Consider the following 25,958-nt stretch of genomic DNA (forward strand, 5'->3'; position numbering starts at 1 on the left):
CGGGCGCCGGGGGATGCGGCGCCTGCAGCCCGGTCGCCGGCGGTGACCACGCCGGCTGTCGACGCCGCGGCGGGGTCGGTGGCGCCGGCGCCTCTGGCGGTGCCGGCCGAGGCGCGTCCGCGTTTCCTGGCCGAATGCCGCCAGGCCTATGTGTCGCGCAGTGCCGATGCCGCGCGCTGGGCCGACGAGCAGTGCGTGGCGGATTGGGGCAAGGTCACCGCGAGCGCTGCGGCCACCGACGCCTTGCTGGCAGCCCTGCCGGCGGCGGCAGGCGAGGCGGTGCCGCTGGCGAGTCTGCGCCAGCGCCTGGCCGGCGTGCGCTGGGCGGCCAAGCCCCGCTCGCGCGAGCTGTCGGCGAGCGGTCGCCTGGGCAACCTGGATGTCTCGGTGACCGGCGCGCCCGCGGCGAAGACGCTGGGTATGAACTGGATGGAGGTGGGCGCCGAGCCGCCCTATGACATCGTCGGCGCGATGCGGGTGCGTGGCGTCACGCTGACCGAGATCGCCTGCGAGGAGTTCGGTGCCGGCGAGTGGCAGCGGGTCTTCTCCGGCAGCGCGCCGGGACGCGCGCCCTTCCGGCTGGAGCTGGGCCAGCGCACCGCGCCCTTTGCGAATTCCAATTCCTACTATGGGGTGACGATCGACCTCTCCGGGCGGGCGCCCGCGCCGCTCGCGTCGCGTCCGGTGTGCAGCAATCCGAGCAATCTGCTCTAGGGCCTGGATGAAAGGCGCACGAGCCACCGAGGGGATGCCTCCATGCCCGCCTACCCGCACATCCTCGTCGTTGGCACCACGTTCACCGTTCCGCTGCCCTGGTATCGGCCGTTCCGGCGCCTCGCCGACATGGTGGGCCGCGAGCTGGCGCGCAGCGGATTCGGGCTGCTCACCGGCAACACGCCGGGGGTCGACAAGGTCGCGGCGCGTGCTTTCTGGGCGGAATGTCTGCGCCGGGGCCTGGCGCCGGAGGCGGGCTATCAGCAACTGTGGCTGCCGCATTTTCAGCGCGGCTATTTCCTGCCGGGCGAAGGCTTTGCGGCGCCGGTCGAGTGCACGGTACGTCTGTCCGACTACGACGAGTGGATCGAGCAGGCGATCGGCCGTGCCGGCGCGGCGGTGATGATCGGCGGGCGCAGTGGCTCGCTTGCGATTGCGCGCCGCTTCATCGACGCCGGCAAGCCGGTGCTGCCGATTCCCTTCGCCGGCGGCGAATCGCGCGAGGTGTTCCACGAGATCCTGCGGACCTGGGGCGAGGCGCCCGTGCCGGGGTTGAGGCAGACGCAGTTCCTGAGCCTGGCCGTGCCCTGGATCAACAGCACCGGGCCGCTTGCGCGGCTGTTGCTGGGGACGCTCGCCGCGCAGGCCGACATCTTCATCTCCTACCGCCGTGCGGACACCGGCATGGCCGCCGGCCGCCTGCGCGACGACCTGATCGAGCATTTCGGCGCGCGCCGCGTGTTCATGGACCTGCACGGCATCGACCCGAGCGCGGATTGGCGCGAGACGATCGGCGCGGCGATCGCGGCCTGCAAGGTCGGCGTGGTGCTGATCGGGCACGGTTTCATGGCGGGCGATGCACAGGGGCGTCCGCGGCTGTGGGACGAGGGCGACGTGTTGCGATTCGAACTCGCGTCCCTGCTTGCAGGGCAGAAACGCATCCTGCCCTTGCTGGTGGACGATGCCCCGTTGCCTGCGGAGGACGCCTTGCCCGAGGCGCTCAGGCCCTTGCTGCGCTACCAGACCCCGCGCATCGACAACGCCAACTGGCAGGCGGTAAGCGCGGCGGTGGTGAGGGCAATCGAGGCGGTGTTGAGTCCCTCGGTGGGTTGATCCCGGGGGACTCAGCGCGGTGAAGCGGGCTGCGGCGTTTCCGCTGAAGCGCCGATCCGGTACGCACTCGGCGCCACCCCCGTCCACTCCCGGAACGCCCGCGCGAAGCTCTTCTCGCTGTCGAAGCCCACCGCGGCCGCGATCTGCTTCACCGGTTTGCGGGTCTGCAGCAGCAGCTTGATCGCACGTTCGCGGCGGGCCTCGTTCTTCAGCCGCTGCAGGGACACGCCTTCTTCCTTGAGTTGGCGGTGCAGGGTGCGGACCGAGGTGTTGAGCTGGGCGGCGACGTCCTCGGCGGTGTGCGCGGCAGCGGGGTCGGTGGCCAGGATCTGGGCGACGCTGTGCACCAGCAGGCGGTCGCGGCGGTACTGCAGCACGGTGAGCGGCAGCGCGCGCTGCAGCATGGTCTGCAGCGCCTTCTCGTCGCGCCGCACGGGCAGTTCGAGATAGCGCGCATCGAACGACAGGCTCGCGGTGTCGGCGTCGAAACGCACCGGGCCGGAAAACAGGTAGTGGTAGGCGTCGGCGTGGTGCGGGGCAGGGAAGGGAAAGGTCGTCTCGGCGAGTGCGATGCGCGAATCCACCAGCCAGCAGGCGTAGCCCAGCAGGTAGCGGAGGGTGGAGACGAGGCAGAACTCGCGCAGCTCGCCCAGTCCGGTGTGCTCGACGATGCGGATGGTGGCGCTGCCGCGCGGCTGGCTGAAGTCCAGCACGATGTCTTCGGTGAGCAGGCGGTGGTGCCGGCACCAGCGCTTGAGCGCCACTTCGAGCGTCGGCGAGGTGAGCGAGGCGCGACAGAGCATGCCGTAGCTGCCCCAGGGCAGCCGCCGCGAGAACCAGCCCAGGGTTTCGTCGTCGAGTTCCTGCATGGCCACGCCCGACATCACTTCCATCTGCGCCGCGGTGACGCGCGCGTCGGGGGTCTCGAGCAGCGCGGACGGGATCTGCGCCTGGGCGAGCGCGTTGGCGGGATCCATGCCCAGTCGGCGGTAGCCGGTGACGATCGCGCGGATGAATGCGATCGGCGTGGCAGCGCGGCCGATGGTCAGCTCGGTGGGCGACGGCGTGAGGATCTTCATGTGCCGGAATGCTATCTGGCGTGGCATGAATTGCAACCATGATGGCACTCATGGGCCACCGTGCGCAGCTAATCTCGGTCCATCCTCGGGCATGCGCCGTCCATAATGGATTCGCGCAGGAAGCCCGGCGCGCCAGGACAACCTCGAGAAGGAGACACCCCATGAACGTGCCCAGCCTGAACTTCAACCTCGGCGAGACCATCGACGCCTTGCGCGACACGCTGCAGGCCTTCTGTGCCGCGGAGATCGCGCCGCGCGCGGCCGAGATCGACCGTGTCAACGAATTCCCCGCCGACCTGTGGAAGAAGCTGGGCGACCTCGGCGTGCACGGCATGACGGTGAGCGAGGAGTACGGCGGCACCGACATGGGCTATCTGGCCCACATCGTGGCGATGGAAGAGATCTCGCGCGCGTCGGCCTCGGTCGGCCTGTCCTACGGCGCGCACTCCAACCTGTGCATCAACCAGATCCGCCGCAACGGCACCGAGGCGCAGAAGCAGAAGTACCTGCCCAAGCTGATCTCGGGCGACCACGTCGGCGCGCTGGCGATGTCCGAGCCCAACGCCGGTTCCGACGTGGTGTCGATGAAGCTGCGCGCTGACCGCAAGGGCGACCATTTCGTGCTCAACGGCAGCAAGATGTGGATCACCAACGGCGGCGACGCCGACACCCTGGTGGTCTATGCCAAGACCGACCTCGCCGCCGGCCCCAAGGGCATCACCGCCTTCATCATCGAGAAGGGCATGAAGGGCTTCTCCTGCGGCACCCACCTCGACAAGCTGGGCATGCGCGGCTCCAACACCTTCCCGCTGTTCTTCGACGATGTCGAGGTGCCGCTGGAGAACGTGCTCGGCGGCGAGGCCAACATCGGCCGCGGCGTGCAGGTGCTGATGAGCGGACTGGACTACGAGCGCGCGGTGCTGTCCGGCGGTCCGCTCGGCATCATGGCCGCGTGCATGGACGTGGTCGTGCCCTACATGCACGAGCGCAAGCAGTTCGACACCCCGATCGGCGAGTTCCAGCTCATGCAGGGCAAGATCGCCGACATGTACTCCACCTGGAGCGCCTGCCGCGCCTATGCCTACGCCGTGGGCCAGGCCTGCGACCGTGCCGACCACGCGCGCGCGCTGCGCAAGGACGCTGCCGGCGTGATCCTCTACACCGCCGAGAAGGCGACCTGGATGGCGGGCGAGGCGATTCAGGCGCTGGGTGGCGTGGGCTATACCAACGAGTATCCGACCGGCCGCCTGTGGCGCGATGCCAAGCTGTACGAGATCGGTGCCGGCACCAGCGAGATCCGCCGCATGCTGATCGGCCGCGAACTGTTCTCCGAAACCCGCTGAACGGAGCGTCTGCGATGAGCGTGATCAAATCCAGCATCAACACCCGCAGCGAGGACTTCCAGGCCAACGCCGCCAGCCTGCGCGCCCAGGTCGAGGATCTGCGCGCCAAGGCTGCGCAGGTGAGCCTCGGCGGCGGCGAGGCGGCGCGCGCCAAGCACACCGCGCGCGGCAAGCTGCTGCCGCGCGACCGCGTCGGCCACCTGCTCGACCCGGGCACGCCCTTCCTCGAGGTCGGCCAGATGGCGGCCTACGGCATGTACGACGACGAGGCGCCGAGCGCCGGCGTCATCACCGGCATCGGCCGCGTGCAGGGCGTCGAATGCATGATCGTGGCCAACGACGCCACGGTGAAGGGCGGCACTTACTACCCGATGACGGTCAAGAAGCACCTGCGCGCGCAGGAGATTGCCGAGCAGAACAACCTGCCCTGCATCTACCTGGTCGACTCGGGCGGCGCCTTCCTGCCGCGGCAGGACGAGGTCTTCCCCGACCGCGACCACTTCGGTCGCATCTTCTACAACCAGGCCAACATGTCGGCCAGGGGCATTCCGCAGGTCGCGGTGGTGATGGGTTCCTGCACCGCCGGCGGCGCCTACGTGCCGGCGATGTCGGACGAGACCGTCATCGTCAAGAACCAGGGCACGATCTTCCTCGGCGGCCCACCGCTGGTGAAGGCGGCGACCGGCGAGGTGGTGAGCGCCGAGGACCTGGGCGGCGGCGACGTGCATACGCGGCTCTCCGGCGTGGCCGACCACCTGGCCGAGAACGACGCCCACGCGCTCTACATCGCGCGCCGCATCGTCTCCAACCTCAATCGCACCAAGCCGATCGGCCTGGCGCTCGGCCAGGGCGAAGAGCCGCTGTACGACCCGGAAGAGATCTACGGCATCATCCCCACCGACACCCGCAAGCCCTTCGACGTGCGCGAGATCATCGCCCGCGTGGTCGATGGCTCGCGCTTCGACGAGTTCAAGGCGCGCTACGGCACGACCCTGGTGTGCGGCTTCGCCCAACTCCACGGCTACCCGGTGGGCATCGTCGCCAACAACGGCATCCTGTTCGGCGAATCGGCGCAGAAGGGCGCGCACTTCATCGAGCTGTGCGGCCAGCGCGGCATCCCGCTGCTGTTCCTGCAGAACATCACCGGCTTCATGGTCGGCCGCAAGTACGAGAACGGCGGCATCGCCAAGGACGGCGCCAAGATGGTGACGGCGGTGGCCACCGTGCAGGTGCCCAAGATCACCATGCTCATCGGCGGCAGCTTCGGCGCCGGCAACTACGGCATGTGCGGCCGTGCCTACTCGCCGCGCTTCCTGTGGATGTGGCCCAACTCGCGCATCAGCGTGATGGGCGGCGAGCAGGCGGCGAGCGTGCTGTCCACCGTGCGTCGCGACGGCATCGAGGCCAAGGGCGGCAGCTGGAGCAAGGAAGAGGAAGAGGCCTTCAAGGCGCCGATCCGCGAGCAGTACGAGTTCCAGGGCCACCCCTACTACGCCACCGCGCGCATGTGGGACGACGGCGTGGTCGATCCGGCGCAGACGCGGCGCATCCTCGGCCTGTCGCTGTCGGCCGCGCTCAATGCGCCGATCCAGCCGACGAAGTTCGGCGTGTTCCGGATGTAAGGGGAGGTCGAGACATGAGCTACGAGACCCTGGAGATCGCCCGCGAAGCCGGTGTGGCGACGATCTGGATGAATCGTCCGGACGTGCACAACGCCTTCAACGCGCAGCTGATCGCCGACCTCACCACCGCCTGCATCGAGCTCGATGCCGATGATGCGGTGCGCGCGGTGGTGCTGGCCGGACGCGGCAAGAGCTTCTCCGCCGGCGCCGACCTGAACTGGATGAAGGCCGCCGGCGAGGCGAGCGAGGCGGAGAACTTCGCCGACGCGATGAAGCTCGCCGGCATGCTGCGCACCCTGGCCGAGATGAAGAAGCCGACGATCGCGCGCGTGCATGGCGCGGCGCTGGGTGGCGGCATGGGCCTGGCGAGCGCCTGCGACATCTGCATCGCGGGGGACAAGGCGGTGTTCGCCACCTCCGAGGTCAAGTTCGGGATCATCCCCTCGGCGATCAGTCCCTACGTGATCCGTGCCATCGGCGAGCGCCAGGCCTACCGCTACTTCCAGACTGCCGAGCGCATCAACGCGGCACGCGCGGCCGATCTGGGCCTGGCACACGAGGCGGTGGCGAGCGAGGAACTGGACGCCAAGGTGAAGGAAGTGGTCGAAGCCCTGCTGCAGGGCGGCCCGAAGTCGCAGGCCGCGGCCAAGGACCTGATCCGCGCGGTGGCCAACCGGCCGGTGAGCGACGCGGTGGTGGAAGACACCGCGCGCCGCATCGCCAGCCTGCGCGCCACGCCGGAGGCCAAGGAAGGCCTGGCCGCCTTCCTCGACAAGCGCCCGGCGGCGTGGATCGAGCAGGGCTGAGGCGCGGACAAGCCCCGGCCTCGCAGCGCCCGGACCGCCTCGCCGGCTGAGTCTCGAGAACACCGGGGGACATCGCCATGGACGCCTACGCCTTCAGCAGCTGGCCGACCGAGCTCACCGCGCTGCTCGACTGGAGCGGTCTGCCGCTGGACATGGCCTCGCTTGCCGCGCTGGCGGCGGGACTGGGCTGGGCGAGCGGGCTGCGGCTGTACGCGCTGGTGTTCGTGCTCGGCGCGCTCGGTCGCTTCGGCGGCGTGCAGTTGCCGGGCGGGCTGGAGGTGCTGACCCATCCGCTGCTGCTCGGGGTGTCCGGGGTGATGCTGCTGGCCGAGTTCTTCGCCGACAGGCTGCCCTGGTTCGATTCGATGTGGGACGCGGTGCATACCTTCATCCGCATCCCGGCGGGTGCGGCGCTGGCCGCGGCGGTGATGGGGGACCAGGCGGGTGCGGTGCAGCTGGCGGCAGCCCTGGCCGGCGGCACGCTGGCGGCGGGCACGCACTTCGTCAAGGCGGGGGCGCGGGTTGCGATCAACACCTCGCCCGAGCCGGTGACCAACGTCACCACCTCGCTCGGCGAGGACGCGCTGTTCGCCGGCGGGCTGTGGATGCTGCTGCAGGAGCCGCTGTGGTTCCTGGTGGCGCTGGTGGTGTTCCTGGTGCTGGCGGTGGCGCTGATCGTGTTGCTGTGGCGCTGCCTGCGGCGTGTGTTCCGGCCCCGATTGCGACCGGAGCTGCCCGCGCCGTGACGACTGCATCAAGCGCAAAGACAGATTGCTGAATTCCGACAAGAAGCTGGAGACGACATGTTCGACAAGATCCTGATCGCAAACCGTGGAGAGATCGCCTGCAGGGTGATCAAGACCGCCCGCCGCATGGGCATCAAGACCGTCGCGGTGTATTCCGAGGCCGACGCCAATGCCCGCCACGTCCGCCTGGCCGACGAGGCGGTGCTGATCGGGCCGGCGGCGGCGCGCGAGAGCTACCTGGTGATCGACAAGATCATCGCCGCGGCCAAGGCCACCGGCGCCCAGGCCATCCACCCCGGCTACGGCTTCCTGTCCGAGAACGAGGACTTCTGCCACGCCTGCGAGCGCGAAGGCATCGTCTTCATCGGCCCGCCGGTGGCAGCGATCCGCGCCATGGGTTCGAAGTCGGAGGCCAAGAAGCTGATGGAAGCGGCCGGCGTGCCGCTCACGCCCGGCTACCACGGCGACGACCAGGAACCGGCTTACCTGCACCAGCAGGCCGACGCCATCGGCTACCCGGTGCTGATCAAGGCCGCGGCCGGCGGCGGTGGCAAGGGCATGCGCCTGGTGGAACGCTCCGAGGACTTCATCGACCTGCTCGCCTCGTGCAAGCGCGAGGCCATCTCCAGCTTTGGCGACGACCACGTGCTGGTCGAGAAGTACATCACCAAGCCGCGCCACATCGAGATCCAGGTCTTCGGTGATACCCACGGCAACGTGGTGTACCTGTTCGAGCGCGACTGCTCGGTGCAGCGCCGCCACCAGAAGGTACTGGAAGAGGCGCCCGCGCCGGGCATGACGCTCGAGCGCCGCGCGGCGATGGGCAAGGCCGCGGTCGATGCGGCCAAGGTGGTGGGTTACGTCGGTGCCGGCACGGTCGAGTTCATCGCCAATCAGGACGGCTCCTTCTACTTCATGGAGATGAACACCCGCCTGCAGGTCGAGCATCCGGTCACCGAGATGATCACCGGGCTGGACCTGGTGGAGTGGCAGCTGCGCGTGGCCTCGGGCGAAAAGCTGCCGCTGGCGCAGGAGCAGCTGCAGATCCGCGGTCATGCGCTGGAAGCGCGCATCTACGCCGAGGACCCGGCCAAGGGCTTCCTGCCCTCCACCGGCAGGCTGGTGCACCTGGCGCCGCCGGCCGAGAGCCTGCACGTGCGCGTCGATACCGGTGTGGAGGAGGGCGACGAGATCAGCCCGCACTACGACCCGATGATCGCCAAGCTGATCGTGTGGGACATCAACCGCGACCGCGCGCTTGCCCGCATGCTGCAGGCGCTGGCCGACTACCGCGTGGTGGGTGTCGCCAACAACATCGAGTTCCTGTCGCGCCTGACCGCCTGCCCGGCGTTCTCCGGCGCCGACCTCGACACCGGCCTGATCGAGCGCGAGAAGACCTACCTCTTCCCGGCCGAGGAAGGCGTGCCCGACGAGGTGCTGCAGATTGCCGCGCTTGCCGAGCTGTTGCGTGAGGCGGTGCTCGCCGACAAGCGCGCCCAGCGCACGGCCGATGCACGCTCGCCCTGGCATGCGCGCGACGGCTGGCGCATGAACGCCACCGCGCGCCGCACGCTGTTGTTCCGCCACGGCGAGACCGACCGCACGGTCGAGGTCGCCTACCTGCCCGGCGCGTACCGGCTGACGATCGATGGCCGCAGCGTCGAGGCGCGCGGCGAGCTCAACCCGCGCGGCCTGCTGCGCGTGGAGCTCGACGGCACCCGCATGGACGCTACCGTGATCGCCGCCGCGGGCCGTCGCCATGTGTTCGCCAAGGGCCGGGCCTGGCAACTCGCCGCGGTCGATCCGCTGCACCACGGCGGCGAGGGCGGCGGTGCCGAAGGCGGGCTGCTGGCGCCGATGCCGGGCAAGGTCATCGCGCTGGTCGCCGCCGAGGGCGCCAAGGTGGAGAAGGGCGCGCCGCTGCTGATCCTGGAGGCGATGAAGATGGAGCACACCATCACCGCGCCCTCCGCCGGCACGGTCAAGGCCTTCCGCTTCGGTGTCGGCGACCAGGTCGGCGACGGCGCCGAGCTGGTGGAGTTCGAGGCCGCCGCGGCATGAGTCGCTGCTGACCGTCAGTCGTTGGCCCGCGTGCCGATCGCGGCTTCCGCCGCTCCCACAGACAGCTGCTCCCACGGGGCCGGTGCGCACTTGTCCTGTGGGAGCGGCGGAAGCCGCGAAAAATGGCGGCATCGGCGCGCGCCAGCCGGATCGAGCGCAGCGCGCACCGCGAGAAAGCATCATCAGAACGAGAGGAGAGAGGACGACACGATGAGTACCCAGAGCTACGTTCACGGCGCATCCGACAAGCAACTGATCGGCCAGACCATCGGCCGCTTCTTCGACGAGGCCTGCGCCCGCCACGCCGGGCGCGAGGCGCTGGTGGTGCGCCACCAGAACGTGCGCCTGACCTACGCGCAACTGAAGAGCCGCGTCGACGCGCTCGCCTGCGGCCTGATGCGCCTGGGCCTCGAGCCCGGCGAGCGCATCGGCATCTGGTCGCAGAACAACATGGAGTGGGCGCTGACCCAGTTCGCCACCGCCAAGGCCGGCCTGGTGCTGGTCAACATCAACCCCGCCTACCGCCGCTCCGAGCTCGAGTACGCGCTCAACAAGGTGGGCTGCCGCGCGCTGGTGCTGTCGCCCGCCTTCAAGACCAGCAACTACCTCGAGATGATCGCCGACCTCGCCCCCGAGCTCGGCCACTGCGAACCCGGCCTGCTGCGCAGCCACCGCCTGCCCAGCCTGGAGATGGTGATCCGCATGGGCGCCGACAGGTCGCCCGGCATGCTCAACTTCGACGACTTGGTGCGCGCGCCCAGCCGCGAGGAACTCACCGCGCTCGCCGTGCTGTCCGAGAAGCTGCAGTTCGACGACCCGATCAACATCCAGTTCACCTCCGGCACCACCGGCCACCCCAAGGGCGCCACGCTGTCGCACCACAACATCCTCAACAACGGCTTCTTCGTCGGCGAGGCGATCAAGCTGGTGCCGGGCGACCGCCTGTGCATCCCGGTGCCGCTGTACCACTGCTTCGGCATGGTGATGGGCAACCTCGGCTGCCTGACCCACGGCGCCACCATGGTCTACCCGGCCGAGGCCTTCGAGCCGCTGGCGGTGCTGGAGGCGGTCGCGGCGGAGAAATGCACCGCCCTGTACGGCGTGCCGACGATGTTCATCGCCATGCTCGACCATCCGCGCTTCGCCGAATTCGATCTCTCCAGCCTGCGCACCGGCATCATGGCCGGCAGCTCCTGCCCGATCGAGGTCATGAAGCGCGTCATCGACAAGATGAACATGGCCGAAGTGACCATCGCCTACGGCATGACCGAGACTTCGCCGGTCAGCTTCCAGAGCGGCACCGACGACCCCATCGACCGCCGCGTGTCCACCGTCGGCCGCATCATGCCGCACTTGGAAGTGAAGATCGTCGATAGCGAAGGCCGCATCGTGCCGCGCGGCATGCGGGGCGAACTATGCACCCGCGGCTACTCGGTGATGCTCGGCTACTGGGGCGACGAGGTCAGGACCCGGGAAGCCATCGACGCCGCCGGCTGGATGCATACCGGCGATCTCGCGGTGATCGACGACGAGGGCTTCTGCAACATCGTCGGCCGCATCAAGGACCTGGTGATCCGCGGCGGCGAAAACATCTACCCGCGCGAGATCGAGGAGTTCCTTTATTCCCACCCGAAGATTCTCGACGTGCAGGTGGTCGGCGTGCCCGACCAGAAATATGGCGAGGAACTGTGTGCCTGGATCATCCTGCGCGAGGAAGGCTCGATCGGCGAGGACGACGTGCGCGCCTTCTGCCAGGGCCAGATCGCGCACTACAAGATCCCGCGCTACATCCAGTTCGTCGACAGCTTCCCGATGACGGTGACGGGCAAGATCCAGAAGTTCCTGATCCGCCAGAAGATGAAGGAAACGCTCGGGCTCGACGAAGTGAAGACCGCCTGAGGGGGGGCTTTGCCCGTCGCCGGACGCTTCGTCTGCGCGTTCCGGACTGCCGCTGTGGATGGACGATGAAGCGGAGCCGAAGAGGAGGCTCAATCGCTGAGGAGTTCGTCGCAGTCGTCGCAGGCGAAGTGCCATTCATTCGGGCCGCAGCGAATGAAGCCAGTTGCTGCTGCGGTGATGCGCCAGTCGCAGCGTTCTCCGTCCGCGCGCAGGGTGCCCTCCACGAAACACGGGGCGACCGGGTAGTTGTCGGCAATTTGCCGTGAGCTCAGTACGCGGGCGCGGCTGAAGAAGGTCGCGGCTTCCGTGTGGGTGAGGGCAACGTCGGCCGTGGTGCAGTCGAGCGGAGCGATGGAACGGAAATCCTTGACGAAAACCTCGTCGAGATGCCGAGGGGGATTCGAATGGGGCGGAAGCCCGGCGCAGCCAAGGAGCGATGTTACGAGCAGAGTACTGAGAGCGAGCTGGATCACCATTGCTTGCGCGACCTCATCGGGAAGCAACTGAGGATAGGATGCGTGAATAGTCTTTGCAATGTTGCGAGAGCACTTGCCCATATGAAAACGTGTTGCTTGGATGGGATGAAATGAAACAGCTTCCACGGAAAGTCCGCATCGTCGAGATGGGGCCACGCGACGGGCTGCAGAACGAAAAGCGGCTGGTGTCCGCCGACACCAAGGTCGAACTCGTCCGCCGCCTGGAGGCGGCAGGGCTGCAGGCGATCGAGACGACCTCCTTCGTGTCGCCCAAGTGGGTGCCGCAGATGGGCGACAACGCCGAAGTGCTGAGCCGCGTGCTGGCCGCCGCCGCGCCGGGCGTCGCCTATCCGGTGCTGACGCCCAACCTGAAGGGCTTCGAGGCTGCGCTGGCCGCCGGCGCGACCGAAGTGGCGGTGTTCGGCGCGGCGTCCGAATCCTTCAGCCGCAAGAACATCAACTGCTCGATCGCCGAATCGCTCGAGCGCTTCCGCCCCGTCACCGAGGCGGCGCGGGCGGCGGGCGTCAGGGTGCGCGGCTACGTGTCCTGCGTTGCCGGCTGCCCCTATGAAGGCGAAGTGGCGCCGCAGGCGGTGGCCGAGGTGGCGGCGACGCTGATCGAGATGGGCTGCTACGAGATATCGCTGGGCGACACCATCGGCACCGGCAATCCGGCCAGCATCGCGCGCATGCTAGACGCGGTGATGCGCCGGGTGCCGGCCGAGCGGCTGGCGGGCCACTACCACGACACCTACGGCATGGCGGTGGCCAACATCCATGCTTCGCTGCAGATGGGTGTGGCGGTGTTCGATGCCTCGGTCGGCGGCCTGGGCGGCTGTCCGTATGCGGCGGGCGCCTCGGGGAACGTCGCCACCGAGGACGTGGTCTGGCTGTTGAACGGGCTGGGCATCGATACCGGCATCGACCTCGACGCGCTGGTCGACGTGGCGGCCTGGATCAGCGCGCAGCTGGAACGCGAGCCGGCATCGCGCGTGGCGCGCGCGGTGCTGGCCAAGCGGGCGAAAGCTGCCGGCATGTAGCACCGGATGCCCCCGCCCTTTGCGGAAGAGGACACCCGGTTAGGAGCAATGCCGTTCACTTGGGAGATTTCGCTCGTCGTATAGGAGCGGCTTCAGCCGCGAAAAGCGCTTGTTCGCGGCTGAAGCCGCTCCTACGGTGAAAGAGGCTCCTGCTTGAACGAACGGTATTGCGGTCAGGTGCGCCCGGCTTGGGGGCGCCCGTTCAGGGCTTGGGGGAGGAGCGCCGCGGCGGCGTTTCGGCCCGGTCTGCGCCGACTCGGTCATAATCCGGCCTGCCGCCGACGAGATGGCGCACATGCATGCGCCGTCCGCGCCCCACTGAGAGAGCCGTCATGAGTCTTGCTTCGCCCTGTATCAACGTCTGCCGCATGAGTCCAGAAACGGGCTGGTGCGAAGGCTGCCAGCGCACGATCGAGGAGATCGCGCGCTGGAGCCGCACGACGGATGAGGACCGCCGGTCCATCCTCGCCGCCGTGGCCGAGCGCCGCGTGTGGCTGGAGGAAGCCGGCCAGCCGGTGGAGGTGCGCGAATGAGTGGTGATGCGCTGTGTGTCGGCGTCTGCATGATCGACTGGGAGTCGGGCGTCTGCCTGGGCTGCGGCCGCACGGCCGACGAAATTTACGGCACGACTGACACGCCCGAAGCCGCGCCGCAGGCCGGCGGAGCGCCCGGGGATGGTGCGCCGGCGGCTGAATCGCCGGCAGCCGATGCAGTGGCTGCTGACACGCCGGCTGCTGGTGCAGCGCCTGCCGCAGAGGACGGAGATTGAGCACACCGCCGCGCCTGCCCGATACGCTGCGCGTGCTCGAACGCGGCTGGCTGTCGGCCAACAACGTGCTGCTGTTCGACGGCGACGAAGCCACGCTGGTCGATAGCGGCTACGTCACGCACGCGGCGCAGACCGTGGCGCTGCTGCACGCCGCGCTCGAAGGCCGGCAGCTCGGCCGCCTGGTCAACACCCATTCGCACTCCGACCACATCGGCGGCAACGCCGCCGTGCAGCGCGCCTTCGGCTGCACCATCACGGTGCCGGCGGGCATGGCGCAGGCGGTGGCGGCATGGGACGAAGCCGCGCTGCTGCTCAGCGTCATCGACCAGGCCGGCGAACGCTTTCAGGCCGACGCCACGCTCGCAGCGGGCGAGCGCTTCGTCGCCGGCGAGCTGGAATGGCAGGCCATTGCCACGCCCGGCCACGACATGGACGCGCTGGCCTACTACAACGCCGAGCGCCGCATCCTGATGTCGGGCGACGCGCTGTGGCGCGACGGCTTCGGTATCCTGTTCGCCGACGTGCTCGGCACCGGCGATGCGCTCGGCGAGGCGCGCCGAGCGCTCGAAGCCATCGGCCGGCTGGCGGTGGATGCGGTCATCCCCGGCCATGGCGCGCCCTTCGCCGAATTCGACGATGCGCTCGAGCGCGCTTTCGCCCGCCTGCGTGCCTTCGAAGCCGACGGCGCGCGCATGGCGCGCAACGCCATCCGCGCCTGCATCACCTTCAGGCTGCTCGACGTGCGCAGCATGGCGCTCGACGAACTGCCGCGCCATCTCGACGAGACGCCGCTGTACCGCGAGGCCAACCAGCGCTTCCTCGGCCTGGCCCCCGATGCGCTGGCCGCCTGGCTGGTCAAGGAACTGGAGCGGGCCGGCGTGGCGCGGCGGGAGCACGGCGCGCTGGTTGCAAGCTGAACCATGTGGCGGCTGAAGGGCGATGTGGTGGAGCTCCAGCGCTTCGCCGTCGACCGCCTGTTCGCCGCGGTCAGCAGCGTCATCGGCCTGGTCGGCGCGCTGGTGTTGATGCTGAGCCTGTCGTGGCAGTTGTCGCTGCTGGTGCTGGTGCTGGTGCTGGTGCCGCTCGAGGCGGCCTGGCTGCGCTGGATGCGGCGCAAGGTGGAAGCGCGCACGGTGCGCGAGCGCGCGGCGGACGTGTCGAGCTTCCTGGTCGAGACGCTGCCGGCGATGAAGTTCATCCAGGTGTCGCGGCGCGAAGCCGACGAGCGCGCGAAACTGGCGACCCGCAACCATAAGCCGCTGTACCAGGGATCACTGCACCTGCTAACCGGCCCGCACTGCGTCGAAACCAGGGAGCATAGGTGCTCGGTTCGCGCCAGAGGCTTCTGCGCTGATCAGTGCCCCGACGTGATGGAAATACAGGGTGTCTTGCGCAGTGTCGCAGATGGCAGTTCGCCAAACAAAGCTTTGTAATAGGCGGAAAACATACCCATGTGCCAGAATCCCCACTTACAAGCTATTTCATTTACCGAGCCCTCGGGACCCGCCATCAGCAGATCCTTTCTCGCTCCATGAAGCCTGACGTAGCGCAAAAAGGTGACAACGTTGATGCCCAGCACGTTCATGAAGGCGTGATGCAGCCCCCGCCGGCTCATCTTGAGATGGGCACTCAACTCGGTGACCGTCGGCGGACTCTCACGGTTGGCAAGGACGTATTGCCGGGCACGCTCGACGATCGCGCGCTGCACGAAATGGCTGCTGCGCGCCGCCTCGCTTTCCGCCGAGCATGCCAGCACCGCGTGCAGCACGGCGCTCAGGATGGTCTCGATCATCGCCTTCATCGAGCCCTCGTGCTCCAGCACCTCCGGCGTCGATACCGCCGATGACAGCACTTCCTTCAGCGACACCCGCAAAGGGCGGGCGACCGCCTCCGGCAGCTCGCGCGTGTGCGAGCCCGAGATCGGCAATGGCGCATCCCGTCCCATGGTATCGCGTGCGAAGGCATCGAACACGTCGCGGTCGATCACCACCACCAGGATCGTCGACTTCTTCGGCGTGCGGAAATGCAGTTCCTCGTTGGGGCGCAGCATCATCAGCGAATTGCGTGCCACGTGATAGCCCTGCCAGTAGCCGCCTTCCTCCATATAGACCGGCACACCGACCGTGTAGCTGTTGCGCCGCGGATTGGCTTTCTCGTCCACGCACTGCCAGATCGTCTCGCGGAAGATCTGGATCGGGCCGATCGTCATTTCGATGATCTCGCCCAGAAAGCGCCCTGCCGATAGCTGCAGGTAGTCCTGCATCCAGCCGCGAAGGCTGGCCGCATGCACACAGGGGTCGTCGGTGGGGATGACGGAACATCGCTCGGTCGACCGGCGCGATGCCGCCTGGCCCAGGGGCAGGCCAGTGTTCATCATCTGGATTCGTCTCCTCAAGCGCCACCGCATGGATGCGGCCTCTGGTACGCAAGTTCACTCGCCAGGGGGCGGTTATTCCGCCGGCTTCTTCAAGATTAGGTCCGTGGCCGGGGCATCGCAATAGCAGGCGGCGCCTCGCTTCGGCGTCTGGCCGATTCTTGATAGCGCCAGCCAGACGCTATGGCCGTTTCACGATACCTCCCGCTCCTGCCCAGCCCTAACATGCCGCAAAACTCGCATCAAGGCTGGATGCGTCGGCCCCGCCGGCCGGCCCTTTCCCGCCAGCAGCAATTCGACCCGCATCGGACGGGTCAGCACCGGGGGCAGACAAACATGGCCGCAACAGCATCGATCGTCGAAAGTATCGAGCCGCAAAGATTCGGAGGAAGTCCCCTCGAACTTGCGGTATCGATGGTCAACCCGATGTCGCTTGCCAAAGTCGGCAACCCCTCCACCCGGCACGCCTACTGGCAGGCCGCGCTGGGCGACACTGAGCTGGCCTCATGGCTCGCGAACTTCACGCCCACCCACCTGTACGTCGGCAGCGAGTTCTGCGAGCAACTTCTGCCTGGGCTGAGGGCCTGGGAGAAAGCGATCGCCCATGCGCAGGCGGTGCACTGCTGCGTGTGCCTGCTCACACCGATCGCTTCGCCACAGCTCATCCGGGATCTCGGCGAATTGCTGCCATCCCTTCCGGATGGCAGCGAGGTGATCGTCAACGACTGGGGCGCGGCGCATTTCGTACGCGAGCGTTTTCCGGCACTCCACCTGATAGCCGGCCGGCTGCTGTGCCGGATGATGAAGGATCCTCGGCTCGGCCAGGCCAGCCAGGCGGTCACGTTCAGATTCGATCCGCGGCCTTTGCGGGCGATGTTCGCCCGTCTGAGCATCCGCCGAATGGAAATCGACGTGCCGCTCTCCACCGATGCCGGCACGTTTTCCACACTGCCGCTGCCGACCGGCGTCCATGTTCCATTTGCCTGCGTTGCCAAGGGCAGGATGTGCCGGGTCGGATCGAGTTCGATCCGGGGATCGGAGCGATTCGCCGTCGGGCGCAAATGCAGGAAGGAATGCCTGAAGGTCAGTGCACAACTCGAACGGCCCGGCTTCCGTGACACACGGGAGGTCTATCAGGTCGGCAATTCCATCATCAGCAAGCATTCGGCGACGATGCTCGATGCCGTGAGGAGCGCAGTCGAGCAGGGTTTCATCAGCCGGATCGTCGTGCCGGGGGAGGCAATATGAAGATCGTCGCACCCATTGCCAGCGTGGAGGAAGCCGAAGCGCTGGTGCGCGCCGGTGCCCGGGAGTTTTATTGCGGCTTCGTCCCGGACGAATGGATCGGCAGGTTCCGTGCCGTGAATGCCAACCGGCGGCCATCGGGCAATTTTCGTGATCATGCCGAGCTCCGCCGCGCCGTCGACGCCGCGCATCGGCACGGAGGTTCGATCTCGCTGGTCCTGAATGCGCAGAGCTACACCGACGAACAGATCGCGGCCACCATCACACTCGCCGACACCTTCCTGCAAATCGGTGGAGACTCGTTGATCGTGTCCGATTTGGGGCTGGTCGGCGAATTGTTCCAGCACGTGCCGCTGTCGCGCATCCACGTCAGTTCCGTGGCGACCTGCCGCAACAGCAGCGCTGCTCGGCTTTGCAAGGAACTGGGTGCATCACGGATGATCCTGCCGCGCGATGTGACGGTTGGCGAGGCCTGCGAAATCGCCGCCGAAGTGCCAGGCATCGAAATCGAAGCCTTCATCCTCAACGATGGCTGCGTGTTCGAAGAAGGCGCGTGCGCCACACTCCACCTGCCACAGAACCTGGGCGGCCCGATCTGCCTGGACAATCACACCCCTCACTACAGGCGGCGTAGCGGCGGAAAGCTGGATGGCTCCGCCCTCGACAGGCTTCGCGACAATGACGAGGAATACCGGAAATGGCTCTGGTATCGCTTCTCCTGCGGATTCACGACGAATGCGGCGGGAATGCCCTTCGGCCCTTGCGGACTGTGCGCGCTGCCCATCCTGCTGAGAGGCGGAATCGCTGCCGTGAAGATCGCCGGCAGGGAAGCGCCCACGGCCAGGAAGCTGGCCAGCGTGCGCATGGTCAAGGCGGTTCTCGACCGCGCCGAGGCAGGGGAGGACGATGAACACATCATGCAATTTGCGCAGGCCTTGAGGCCCTCCGAGCAGCACTGCCGAACGGGATACATGTGCTACTACCCGGAGGTGCTCGGGCATTAGATGCCAGTTGCCCCCCGATCGTTTACAGCACCCCGTGAAGATGGAACGGGGACTGCCACGCGGACATTTGTCCAACCACCATCATCATTACACGAGGAGACATCGAGATGATCTACGCAATGCCCGGCCAGTCCGGGGCCCCGGTGCAGCACAAGGAGCGGTACGACAACTTCATCGGCGGGCGCTGGGTGGCGCCGGTCAAGGGCCAGTACTTCGACGTGGTGACGCCGATCAGCGGCCAGGTCTATACGCAGGCGGCGCGCTCGACGGCCGAGGACATCGAGCTGGCGCTGGACGCGGCGCACGCGGCGTTTCCGGGCTGGAGCAAGACGCCGGTGGCCGATCGCGCCAACCTCCTGCTCAGGATCGCCGATCGCATCGAGCAGAACCTGGAGCGGCTGGCCTACGCCGAGACGGTCGACAACGGCAAGGCGATCCGCGAGACCCTCAACGCCGACATCCCGCTCACGGTCGATCACTTCCGCTACTTCGCCGGCTGCCTGCGCGCGCAGGAAGGCAGCATCAGCGAGATCGACGAGAACACCGTGGCCTACCACCTGCACGAACCGCTGGGCGTGGTCGGGCAGATCATCCCGTGGAACTTCCCGATCCTGATGGCGGCGTGGAAGCTCGCGCCGGCGCTGGGCGCGGGCAACTGCGTGGTGCTCAAGCCGGCCGAATCGACGCCGATCTCGATCATGGTGCTGGTCGAGCTGATCGCCGACCTGCTGCCGCCGGGCGTGCTCAACATCGTCAACGGCTTCGGGCGCGAAGCGGGCATGCCGCTGGCGACCTCCAAGCGCATCGCCAAGATCGCCTTCACCGGCTCGACCTCGACCGGGCGGGTGATCGCCCAGGCCGCGGCCAACAACCTGATCCCGGCCACGCTGGAGCTGGGCGGCAAGTCGCCCAACGTGTTCTTCGCCGACGTCATGGACAAGGACGACGCCTTCCTCGACAAGGCGATCGAAGGCATGGTGCTGTTCGCCTTCAACCAAGGCGAAGTGTGCACCTGCCCGAGCCGGGCGCTGATCCAGGAAAGCATCTACGACCAGTTCATCGAGCGGGTGTTGAAGCGGGTGGCGGCGATCAAGCACGGCCACCCGCTCGACACCGAGTCGATGATGGGCGCGCAGGCCTCGCGCGAGCAGATGAGCAAGATCCAGTCGTACCTGGCGCTGGGCGAGGAAGAAGGGGCCGAAGTGCTGATCGGCGGCGACAAGGCGAATCTGGGCGGCGAGCTGAGCGAGGGCTACTACATCCAGCCCACGCTGTTCAAGGGCCACAACAAGATGCGCATCTTCCAGGAAGAGATCTTCGGCCCGGTGCTGGCGGTGACCACCTTCAAGGACGAGGCCGAGGCGCTCTCGATCGCCAACGACACGCTGTACGGGCTGGGCGCCGGGGTGTGGAGCCGCAACGGCAACGTGGCCTACCGCATGGGCCGGGCGATCCAGGCCGGGCGGGTGTGGACCAACTGCTACCACGCCTATCCGGCGCACGCGGCCTTCGGCGGCTACAAGGAGTCGGGCATCGGGCGCGAGACCCACAAGATGATGCTCGACCACTACCAGCAGACCAAGAACCTGCTCGTCAGCTACAGCGAGAACAAGCTCGGCTTCTTCTGAGACGGCTCTCCTCCCGCGCCTGCTTGCGGGCGCTTGGTCGGGGGCAGGCAACTGCCCCCGACACTTGTACTGCGGAGCAGACAATCATGGTCAAGCGCGTCATCGCCACACCTGCGGCGCTCGAATTGATCGACCAGCTCAAGGCCGAGCATGGAGCCGAGCTGATCTTCCACCAGTCCGGCGGCTGCTGCGACAACAGCGCCGCCAACTGCTACCTGCCCACCGATCTGACCATCGGCCCATACGACGTCCATCTCGGCGAGATCGGCGGCGTGCCGTTCTACATCAGCGCGTCGCAATACGAATACTGGAAGCACACGCAATTGATCATCGACGTGGTGGAAGGGACGGGCGGCACCTTCTCGCTGGAAGGCGGCACCGGCAAGGCCTTCCTGACCCGGTCGCGGCTGTTCGACGATGCCGAGATGGCCGAGGTGGAGGCCGAGGATCGTGCCCGCGGCCGCTAGCCGCTGCAGCCCTTCCTGCTAAGAGGCGCCGTGTTCCTCTTCGCCCGGCGTATGGGTGTGGAGCCGCAACGGTAACGTGACCTACCGCATGGGCCGAGCGGGTGTGGACCAACTGCTACCACGCTTTATCCAGCGCATGCAGCCTTCGGCGGCTGCAAGGAATCGGGCATCGGGCGCAAAACCCGCAAGATGATGCTCGATCACTACCAGCGGACCAAGAACCTGCTCGCCAGCTACAGCGAGAACAAGCTCGGGCTCTCCTGAGTAACCGTCTTCCGAGTCAAGCAAGATGAAGAGAATTGCCCCACGGCGTGTTGGTGCGAACCATGGCGTTAAGGGTGATGAGCAGCTTGCGCATGCAAGCGACCAGGGCGATCTGGGCAGTTTTCCGACCGCGATGAGAAGCTCGTAGAAGGTCTTGATGGCGCCCTCCCGCCCTCGTGCCGCAGCCGGCGACGCAGGAGCCACGCCTTATCCCCCATCTCACGAAAGTGAGTTTTCAGGCGGCCTTCGGGCCGCTTCTTTTTGCCTGCTCCCCGAGCATCCGCCGGTTCCGTCCCCACGCGCGGCGGGGTATTTCCGCACCCGGCGGTCCTCGCTTCCACGCATGAAAACACGTGGCCGATTCTTGATATGGTGGCCGCCGCCTCTGGCCGTTTCCCGATAAGTCCCGGACGCCTTCCCTCCTATAGTCGTTTCGCGGCGCCCGGTATGGGCTGCACCGCCGCTCGACATCGAAGCCGCCTGCCCATGCGCGGCCACGCCAATCCAGATTCACGAAGGAGACCACTCAATGGAGAAAGTACACGGGAGAAAACCCCGCATGCTCGCGCTGGCCGCGAGCCTGGCGGCGCCGCTTCTCGCTGCCCCGGCACAGGCCGCGCCGCAGGGCGAAGCCCTGGTCAACAGCAAGTGCATCACCTGCCACGCGCCGGCCGAAGACGGGCAACTGGCCCGCATCGGCGACAGCCGCCGCACCCCCGAAGGCTGGGACATGACGGTGGCGCGGATGATCATCAGCCACGGCGTGAAGCTGAGCGCCGACGAGCGCGCTGCGGTGGTCAAGTACCTGGCTGACACGCGCGGCCTGGCGCCCCAGGAAACCGACGGCTATCGCTACCTGATCGAGCGCGACTTCAACCGCGTCGAAAGCGTGCAGGGCGAAGCCAAGCCGGCCTTCGACACGTGTGCGCGCTGCCACTCCTACGGCCGCATCGCGCTGCAGCGCCGCACGGAATCCGACTGGGCCAAGCTGCCCCACTACCACGTGGGCCAGTATCCGGTGATCGAGATCCAGGCCGGCGGCCGCGACCGCAACTGGTGGGAGCTGGCGACGACGCAGGTGCCGGCGATTCTCGGCAAGCTGTACCCCAACGACAGCGGCGCCTGGCAGCAATGGCAGCAACGCGAGCGGGCCAGCGCCGCCGGCACCTGGCGCTTCGTCGGCCACCGCCCCGGCCGCGGCGCCTACGAAGGCGTGGCGACGATCGAGGCCGACCGCGCCGGCGCCGACCGCTACAAGGTGAAGTTCCAGTTCGACTATGCCGACGGCCAGCGCGAAACCGCCGAGGGCGAAGCCATCATCTACACCGGCTACGAGTGGCGCGCTTCCGTCAAGCAGGACGGCATGGACGTGCGCCAGGTGTTCACGCTGTCGCCCGACGGCCAGACGCTGTCCGGCCGCTGGTACGAGAACGGCATCGATGCGATCGGCGGCCGCCTGCTCGCCGCCCGCAGCGGCAAGGGCTCGGCAGAGCGCCTGCTGGCGGTCGAACCGACCCACATCAAGGCTGGCACGACCCAGCGCGTCACCCTCTACGGCAACAACCTGTCGGGCGATGTGAGCCTGGGCGACAGCATCACGGTCGCCAGGGTGGTCGAGCGCGCCGCCGGCAAGGTGGTGGTCGAAGCGCAGGCCGATGGCACAGGCAAGGACGGCGTGCGCGCCGCAGCGGTCGGCAACGCCCGCCTGCAGCAGGGGCTCGCCCTCTACCGGAACGTCGATTACGTGGCCGTCGAACCGGAGCAGGCGATGGCCGTGGTCGGCGGCGGCAAGGGCCCGCTGCCGAAAGTCCCGGTCCAATTCGAGAGCGTGGGCTACACCTTCGGCCCCGACGGCAAGCAGGGCACGGCCGACGACATCCGCCTGGGCTATTTCCCTGCCACCTGGTCGATGGCCAACGCCAACGCCTTCGCCGAAGAGATGCAGGACACGGCCTACGCCGGCACCCTGCGGGCGGACGGCCTATTCATCCCAGGCGATGCCGGCCCCAACCCCAAGCGCAGGTTCGGCACCAACAACGCCGGCGAGCTTGCGGTGACGGCGACCGTCGACGACGCCGGGCGCCAGCTCAGCGCCAGCAAACACCTGATCGTGACCCTGCAGCGCTGGAACGATCCGCCGCTGCGCTGAAGCACGCAAAGGAGCCGACCCCATGACCACATTGTTCGTCAACCGCCACAGCTTCCACGACGTGAAGCTGCCCGAACGGCGGATGCTGTTCCACATCCCATCCAGCGGCCTGTTCGAGCTGGACGAGGTGGGCGGCTCGCTGCTCGACTTCCTGAAGGAAAACGACCGCGTCTCGCTGGATGGCATGCGCGAACGCTTCGACGGCCGCGTCACGGCATCCGACCTGGCGCAGACCTTCGAGAGCTTCCGCGAGCTGTCAATCCTGTGCGACGCACCCGCAGGCCCCGACCTGGGCCTGCGCACCGAGATCCGTTCCTTTCCGATCAGCACCGTGGTGCTGAACGTCAACACCGGCTGCAACCTGAGCTGTACCTATTGCTACAAGGAGGATCTGGACGTCCCGGCCAAGGGACGCCGAATGAACTTCGACACCGCGTGCAAGAGCATCGAACTGCTGCTCGCCGAGGGCGCCGTCCACGACCGCATCAACGTCATCTTCTTCGGCGGCGAGCCGCTGACCAACCTGGCGCTGATCAAGCAGGTGGTGGACTACACCGAGCACCGCTGCGCAGAGGAAGGCAAGCACATCGATTTTTCGATGACCACCAACGCCACGCTGCTGACCGAGGACATCGTCGACTACCTCGACCGCCACCGCTTCGGCCTGTCGATCAGCATGGACGGCCCCGAGGCGGTGCATAACCGCCGCCGACTCACCGTCGGCGGCAAGGGCACCTACTCGGTGGTGGCGTCCAAGGCGCGGATGCTGTTGGAACGCTACCGCTCCAAGCCGGTCGGCGTGCGCGTGACGATGACTGCGGGCTACACCGACGTGCTCGCCATCCACAAGCACCTGAAGGGCGAGCTAGGCTTCTTCGAAGTCGGGTTCGCGCCCGCCACCTCGGGGCCGCTGACGGCGTTCAACCTGGACGCCGGCGAGCTGCAGGCGGTCTTCGACGGCATGAAGGCGCTTGGCCGCGACTATCGCGACGCGGCGCTGCGCGGCGAGAACAACGGCTTCTCCAACATGCACCAGTTGATGAGCGACCTGTACGAGGGGCGCAAGAAGGCCCTGCCCTGCGGCGCCGGCGTCGGCCTGCTGGCGGTGGACCACAAGGGCGACCTGAACCTGTGCCATCGCTTCACCGGCTCGGACATGCCGCGCTTCGGCAACGTTGACGAGGGCATCGCCAAGGAGGCGCTGGGCGCTTTCCTGGAGAAGGCCACCGACCGCGCCGACAAGGGCTGCTCCACCTGCCGCATCCGCAACCTGTGCGCCGGCGGCTGCTACCACGAGTCCTACGCCCACTTCGGCGACCCCTTGTCCCCCACCTACCACTACTGCGACCTGATGCGCGACTGGGTGGACTTCGGTATCGAGATCTATACGGAAATCCTGGTCAAGAACCCGGGCTTTTTCAGACAACACCTGAGCACGAGGAGTATCCAGCTATGAAGCACATGAAAGCGATGAACGCGAAGGCCCACCAGGTCGAGGTGGCGGTCGCCAAGGGCGGGAACGAGGCCGAGGAAGTGATGGCGATGCAGACGGTCGTCGGCTGCGCCACGACCTTCGACCCAGGCTGGGAAGTCGACGCCTTCCTCGGCGTCGCCGGGCTGTGCCAGCCGATGGAAGCCGACCTCTACGGCTGCGCCGATCCCTGCTGGTGGCCGGCGCAGGTGCCCGACACCCTGCACAACTACACCGACTGGGCGACCGACAAGGACGCCGCCGTGCAGGACTGGACCAAGCTGCAGTCGGTTTTCCCCAAATAAAAGAGAAGCCGGCCTCACTAATCCCGCCAATGCATACGGCGCGGCGGCACGGCTACCGCGCCAGGAGACTCTCGCAATGAAAAACAAGCAGCAATCGACCCTGCGCAAGGCATTTACGCTCGGCATCGTCGGCCTCGGCATGAGCCTACTCAGCCAGGCCAGCCTGGCCGCCAAGGACTACCTCGTCACCGCGGTGCGCCCCAACAAGCTGGTCGTCGTCGACGCCGAGGCGCGCCAGGTGGTCAAGACCCACGAAATCCCCAATACCGCGCCGGGCAACAGCGTCGCTGGCATCGCAGTATCGCGGGACGGCAAGGTGGCCTACGCCATCCACAACCGCTGGGAAAGCGTGTCCGGCATCGACCTGGACACTGGCAAGGAAGTCTTCCGCGCCGAGCTGTCCACGCCCGACATCCGCGTCAAGGCGCATTTCGCCATCGACGTCAGCCCGGACGGCAAGGAGTTGGCGGTATACGTCAATCCGACGCGCCTGAAGCCGGGCGAATACGAGGTGCTGGACCCGTACATCGCCATCTACGATACCGGCGCTGGCACCAATGCCCAGCCGGTGCGCAAGCTGCCCGCCCCGCGCCGGGCGACCACGCTGGCCTATTCGCCCGACTACAAGCGCCTGTACACCTTCACCTGGGACATGCTGGTGCTCGACCCGAAGACCGGCGAGCAGATCGGCTCGCACCCGTGGAAGAGCTGGAAGCGCGAAGGCTACGGCGAGCCGGACTCGCTGTCGGTGTCGCCGCAGTTCGAGCAGGCCAACGAGTTCGCCACGCCCTATTTCATCACGCACAAGGACAAGGATGGCAAGGAGTCGCTGCGGGCCGGCATCTGGGCGCTGGACATCGAGAAGGACAGGGTGCGCTTCTCCGAGTTCGAGGACGCGACGGTGATGTTCTTCTCCACCGCCATCAACCCGGTGCGCCGCAACGAGGCCTACACGGTGTACACCCAGCTCACCAAGACCGACCTCGACACCAACACGCTGCTCAAGCGGGTGGATCTCGACCACACCTTCTACACCGTCAATGTGTCGTCCGACGGCAAGGAGCTGTACATCGGCGGCACCATCAACGAAATCGTCGTCCATGACAGCGACACGCTGGAGAAGAAGGGCACCATCATCGTCGGCCGCGGCGATCAGGTGCTCAGCTCGATGCGGTTGGTGCGCCGCTGAGGCCGGCTGGCGCCATGCAAGCCCATGCCGCACATGGCGCCGCGCCGGGCGCGGCGCCCCTTCCGGAGCCGAGCCATGCATGACCACCGAACGAACGCCCGCCCGGCGATCTGGCTCGCCCTGCCGGCCGCCGCGCTGTCGTGCGCCGCGCTGCCCGCCGCCGGCAACCTGGCGGTGCTGGGCGCCGGCCTGTG

At 67.4% G+C, this 25,958-nt stretch carries 22 protein-coding genes and 4 pseudogenes; 22 read left to right on the plus strand and 4 right to left on the minus strand.

The features are described 5' to 3' along the window. Together C664_RS18010 and C664_RS18015 are read left to right on the plus strand one after the other, a co-directional pair. Window positions 1-714, plus strand: a pseudogene (locus tag C664_RS18010) (hypothetical protein); the annotation flags it as partial. Window positions 715-756: 42 nt separating this feature from the next. Then, window positions 757-1,827 (plus strand): toll/interleukin-1 receptor domain-containing protein, encoded by a 1,071-nt coding sequence (locus tag C664_RS18015; protein ID WP_004291838.1) that lies wholly within the window; start codon window positions 757-759, stop codon window positions 1,825-1,827. An 11-nt stretch (window positions 1,828-1,838) separates the two neighbouring features. Here the strand turns inward: C664_RS18015 and C664_RS18020 are convergent, their stop codons facing one another. Beyond that, window positions 1,839-2,906 carry an AraC family transcriptional regulator gene (locus C664_RS18020; protein ID WP_004291839.1) on the minus strand — a complete coding sequence of 356 codons (1,068 nt, stop codon included), beginning with the start codon at window positions 2,904-2,906 and terminating at the stop codon, window positions 1,839-1,841. Between the two features lie 161 nt (window positions 2,907-3,067). Here C664_RS18020 and C664_RS18025 point away from each other — a divergent pair, with 161 nt between their 5' ends. The 6 genes from C664_RS18025 to C664_RS18050 all read left to right on the plus strand — a co-directional run bounded on the left by C664_RS18025 (window position 3,068) and on the right by C664_RS18050 (window position 11,383). After that, window positions 3,068-4,249, plus strand: coding sequence for an isovaleryl-CoA dehydrogenase (locus C664_RS18025; RefSeq protein WP_004291841.1), 1,182 nt, complete (start codon window positions 3,068-3,070; stop codon window positions 4,247-4,249). 14 nt (window positions 4,250-4,263) lie between these two features. Beyond that, on the plus strand, window positions 4,264-5,871 hold the full coding sequence (locus C664_RS18030) for a carboxyl transferase domain-containing protein (protein WP_004291842.1): 1,608 nt from the start codon (window positions 4,264-4,266) through the stop codon (window positions 5,869-5,871). A gap of 14 nt (window positions 5,872-5,885) precedes the next feature. Further along, window positions 5,886-6,677, plus strand: a complete 792-nt coding sequence (locus tag C664_RS18035; protein ID WP_004291845.1) for an enoyl-CoA hydratase/isomerase family protein — start codon at window positions 5,886-5,888, stop codon at window positions 6,675-6,677. Between the two features lie 77 nt (window positions 6,678-6,754). After that, complete coding sequence (locus C664_RS18040; protein ID WP_004291847.1) at window positions 6,755-7,423, plus strand: DUF4126 domain-containing protein; 669 nt, start codon at window positions 6,755-6,757, stop codon at window positions 7,421-7,423. 57 nt (window positions 7,424-7,480) lie between these two features. Further along, window positions 7,481-9,484, plus strand: a complete 2,004-nt coding sequence (locus C664_RS18045) for an acetyl/propionyl/methylcrotonyl-CoA carboxylase subunit alpha (protein ID WP_004291849.1) — start codon at window positions 7,481-7,483, stop codon at window positions 9,482-9,484. Between the two features lie 210 nt (window positions 9,485-9,694). Beyond that, on the plus strand, window positions 9,695-11,383 hold the full coding sequence (locus C664_RS18050; protein ID WP_004291851.1) for an AMP-binding protein: 1,689 nt from the start codon (window positions 9,695-9,697) through the stop codon (window positions 11,381-11,383). An 89-nt stretch (window positions 11,384-11,472) separates the two neighbouring features. Here the strand turns inward: C664_RS18050 and C664_RS20865 are convergent, their stop codons facing one another. Beyond that, window positions 11,473-11,985 (minus strand): hypothetical protein, encoded by a 513-nt coding sequence (locus C664_RS20865; protein WP_198291551.1) that lies wholly within the window; start codon window positions 11,983-11,985, stop codon window positions 11,473-11,475. Here C664_RS20865 and C664_RS18060 point away from each other — a divergent pair. The 5 genes and pseudogenes from C664_RS18060 to C664_RS21075 all read left to right on the plus strand — a co-directional run. After that, complete coding sequence (locus tag C664_RS18060) at window positions 11,970-12,899, plus strand: hydroxymethylglutaryl-CoA lyase (protein ID WP_038012355.1); 930 nt, start codon at window positions 11,970-11,972, stop codon at window positions 12,897-12,899. The two genes, C664_RS20865 and C664_RS18060, sit on opposite strands and share 16 nt — an antisense overlap. A 332-nt stretch (window positions 12,900-13,231) precedes the next feature. Continuing rightward, a complete protein-coding gene (locus C664_RS20455) occupies window positions 13,232-13,432 on the plus strand; it encodes a DUF1289 domain-containing protein (protein WP_004291857.1) in 201 nt (66 codons plus the stop codon). Further along, window positions 13,429-13,668 carry a DUF1289 domain-containing protein gene (locus C664_RS21070; protein WP_004291858.1) on the plus strand — a complete coding sequence of 80 codons (240 nt, stop codon included), beginning with the start codon at window positions 13,429-13,431 and terminating at the stop codon, window positions 13,666-13,668. Before C664_RS20455 ends, C664_RS21070 begins: the two co-directional genes overlap by 4 nt. Next, window positions 13,665-14,585 carry an MBL fold metallo-hydrolase gene (locus C664_RS18070; RefSeq protein WP_004291860.1) on the plus strand — a complete coding sequence of 307 codons (921 nt, stop codon included), beginning with the start codon at window positions 13,665-13,667 and terminating at the stop codon, window positions 14,583-14,585. The genes C664_RS21070 and C664_RS18070 overlap by 4 nt, the downstream gene beginning before the upstream one ends. A 3-nt stretch (window positions 14,586-14,588) precedes the next feature. Next, window positions 14,589-15,101: pseudogene (locus tag C664_RS21075) on the plus strand (ABC transporter transmembrane domain-containing protein); the annotation flags it as partial. On the opposite strand, the gene C664_RS18080 reads toward C664_RS21075, so the two are convergent. Then, window positions 15,023-15,931 carry a helix-turn-helix domain-containing protein gene (locus C664_RS18080; RefSeq protein ID WP_232435130.1) on the minus strand — a complete coding sequence of 303 codons (909 nt, stop codon included), beginning with the start codon at window positions 15,929-15,931 and terminating at the stop codon, window positions 15,023-15,025. The pseudogene C664_RS21075 and the gene C664_RS18080 sit on opposite strands and share 79 nt — an antisense overlap. Window positions 15,932-16,378: 447 nt before the next feature. On the opposite strand from C664_RS18080, the gene C664_RS18085 reads away from it, so the two are divergent. The 5 genes and pseudogenes from C664_RS18085 to C664_RS20740 all read left to right on the plus strand — a co-directional run. Beyond that, window positions 16,379-17,290: a hypothetical protein gene (locus C664_RS18085; RefSeq protein WP_232435131.1), complete on the plus strand. Its 912-nt coding sequence runs from the start codon at window positions 16,379-16,381 to the stop codon at window positions 17,288-17,290. Then, window positions 17,287-18,291 (plus strand): U32 family peptidase, encoded by a 1,005-nt coding sequence (locus C664_RS18090; RefSeq protein ID WP_004291868.1) that lies wholly within the window; start codon window positions 17,287-17,289, stop codon window positions 18,289-18,291. Before C664_RS18085 ends, C664_RS18090 begins: the two co-directional genes overlap by 4 nt. Window positions 18,292-18,398: 107 nt before the next feature. Further along, on the plus strand, window positions 18,399-19,919 hold the full coding sequence (adh, locus tag C664_RS18095; RefSeq protein ID WP_004291870.1) for an aldehyde dehydrogenase: 1,521 nt from the start codon (window positions 18,399-18,401) through the stop codon (window positions 19,917-19,919). Between the two features lie 86 nt (window positions 19,920-20,005). Beyond that, the gene (locus tag C664_RS18100; RefSeq protein ID WP_004291872.1) at window positions 20,006-20,386 is read left to right on the plus strand and encodes a DUF779 domain-containing protein; all 381 of its coding nucleotides are present in this window, start codon (window positions 20,006-20,008) and stop codon (window positions 20,384-20,386) included. A 46-nt stretch (window positions 20,387-20,432) separates the two neighbouring features. After that, window positions 20,433-20,650: pseudogene (locus C664_RS20740) on the plus strand (aldehyde dehydrogenase family protein); the annotation flags it as partial. 16 nt (window positions 20,651-20,666) lie between these two features. Here the strand turns inward: C664_RS20740 and C664_RS21290 are convergent. Beyond that, window positions 20,667-20,812: pseudogene (locus C664_RS21290) on the minus strand (IS110 family transposase); the annotation flags it as partial. Window positions 20,813-21,179: 367 nt separating this feature from the next. Here C664_RS21290 and peaA point away from each other — a divergent pair. From peaA to peaD, 4 genes are all read left to right on the plus strand, one after another. Next, window positions 21,180-22,799 (plus strand): quinohemoprotein amine dehydrogenase subunit alpha, encoded by a 1,620-nt coding sequence (peaA, locus tag C664_RS18105; RefSeq protein WP_038012363.1) that lies wholly within the window; start codon window positions 21,180-21,182, stop codon window positions 22,797-22,799. Between the two features lie 22 nt (window positions 22,800-22,821). Further along, window positions 22,822-24,255, plus strand: coding sequence for a quinohemoprotein amine dehydrogenase maturation protein (gene peaB, locus C664_RS18110; RefSeq protein WP_004291877.1), 1,434 nt, complete (start codon window positions 22,822-22,824; stop codon window positions 24,253-24,255). Then, window positions 24,252-24,575, plus strand: a complete 324-nt coding sequence (gene qhpC / locus C664_RS18115; protein ID WP_004291879.1) for a quinohemoprotein amine dehydrogenase subunit gamma — start codon at window positions 24,252-24,254, stop codon at window positions 24,573-24,575. The genes peaB and qhpC overlap by 4 nt, the downstream gene beginning before the upstream one ends. Before the next feature lie 76 nt (window positions 24,576-24,651). Continuing rightward, a complete protein-coding gene (peaD, locus tag C664_RS18120; RefSeq protein ID WP_004291881.1) occupies window positions 24,652-25,764 on the plus strand; it encodes a quinohemoprotein amine dehydrogenase subunit beta in 1,113 nt (370 codons plus the stop codon). The last annotated feature ends 194 nt before the right edge of the window (window positions 25,765-25,958 follow it).

This window comes from Thauera sp. 63, from assembly GCF_000310165.2.
In the GTDB taxonomy this organism is placed as follows: domain Bacteria; phylum Pseudomonadota; class Gammaproteobacteria; order Burkholderiales; family Rhodocyclaceae; genus Thauera; species Thauera humireducens.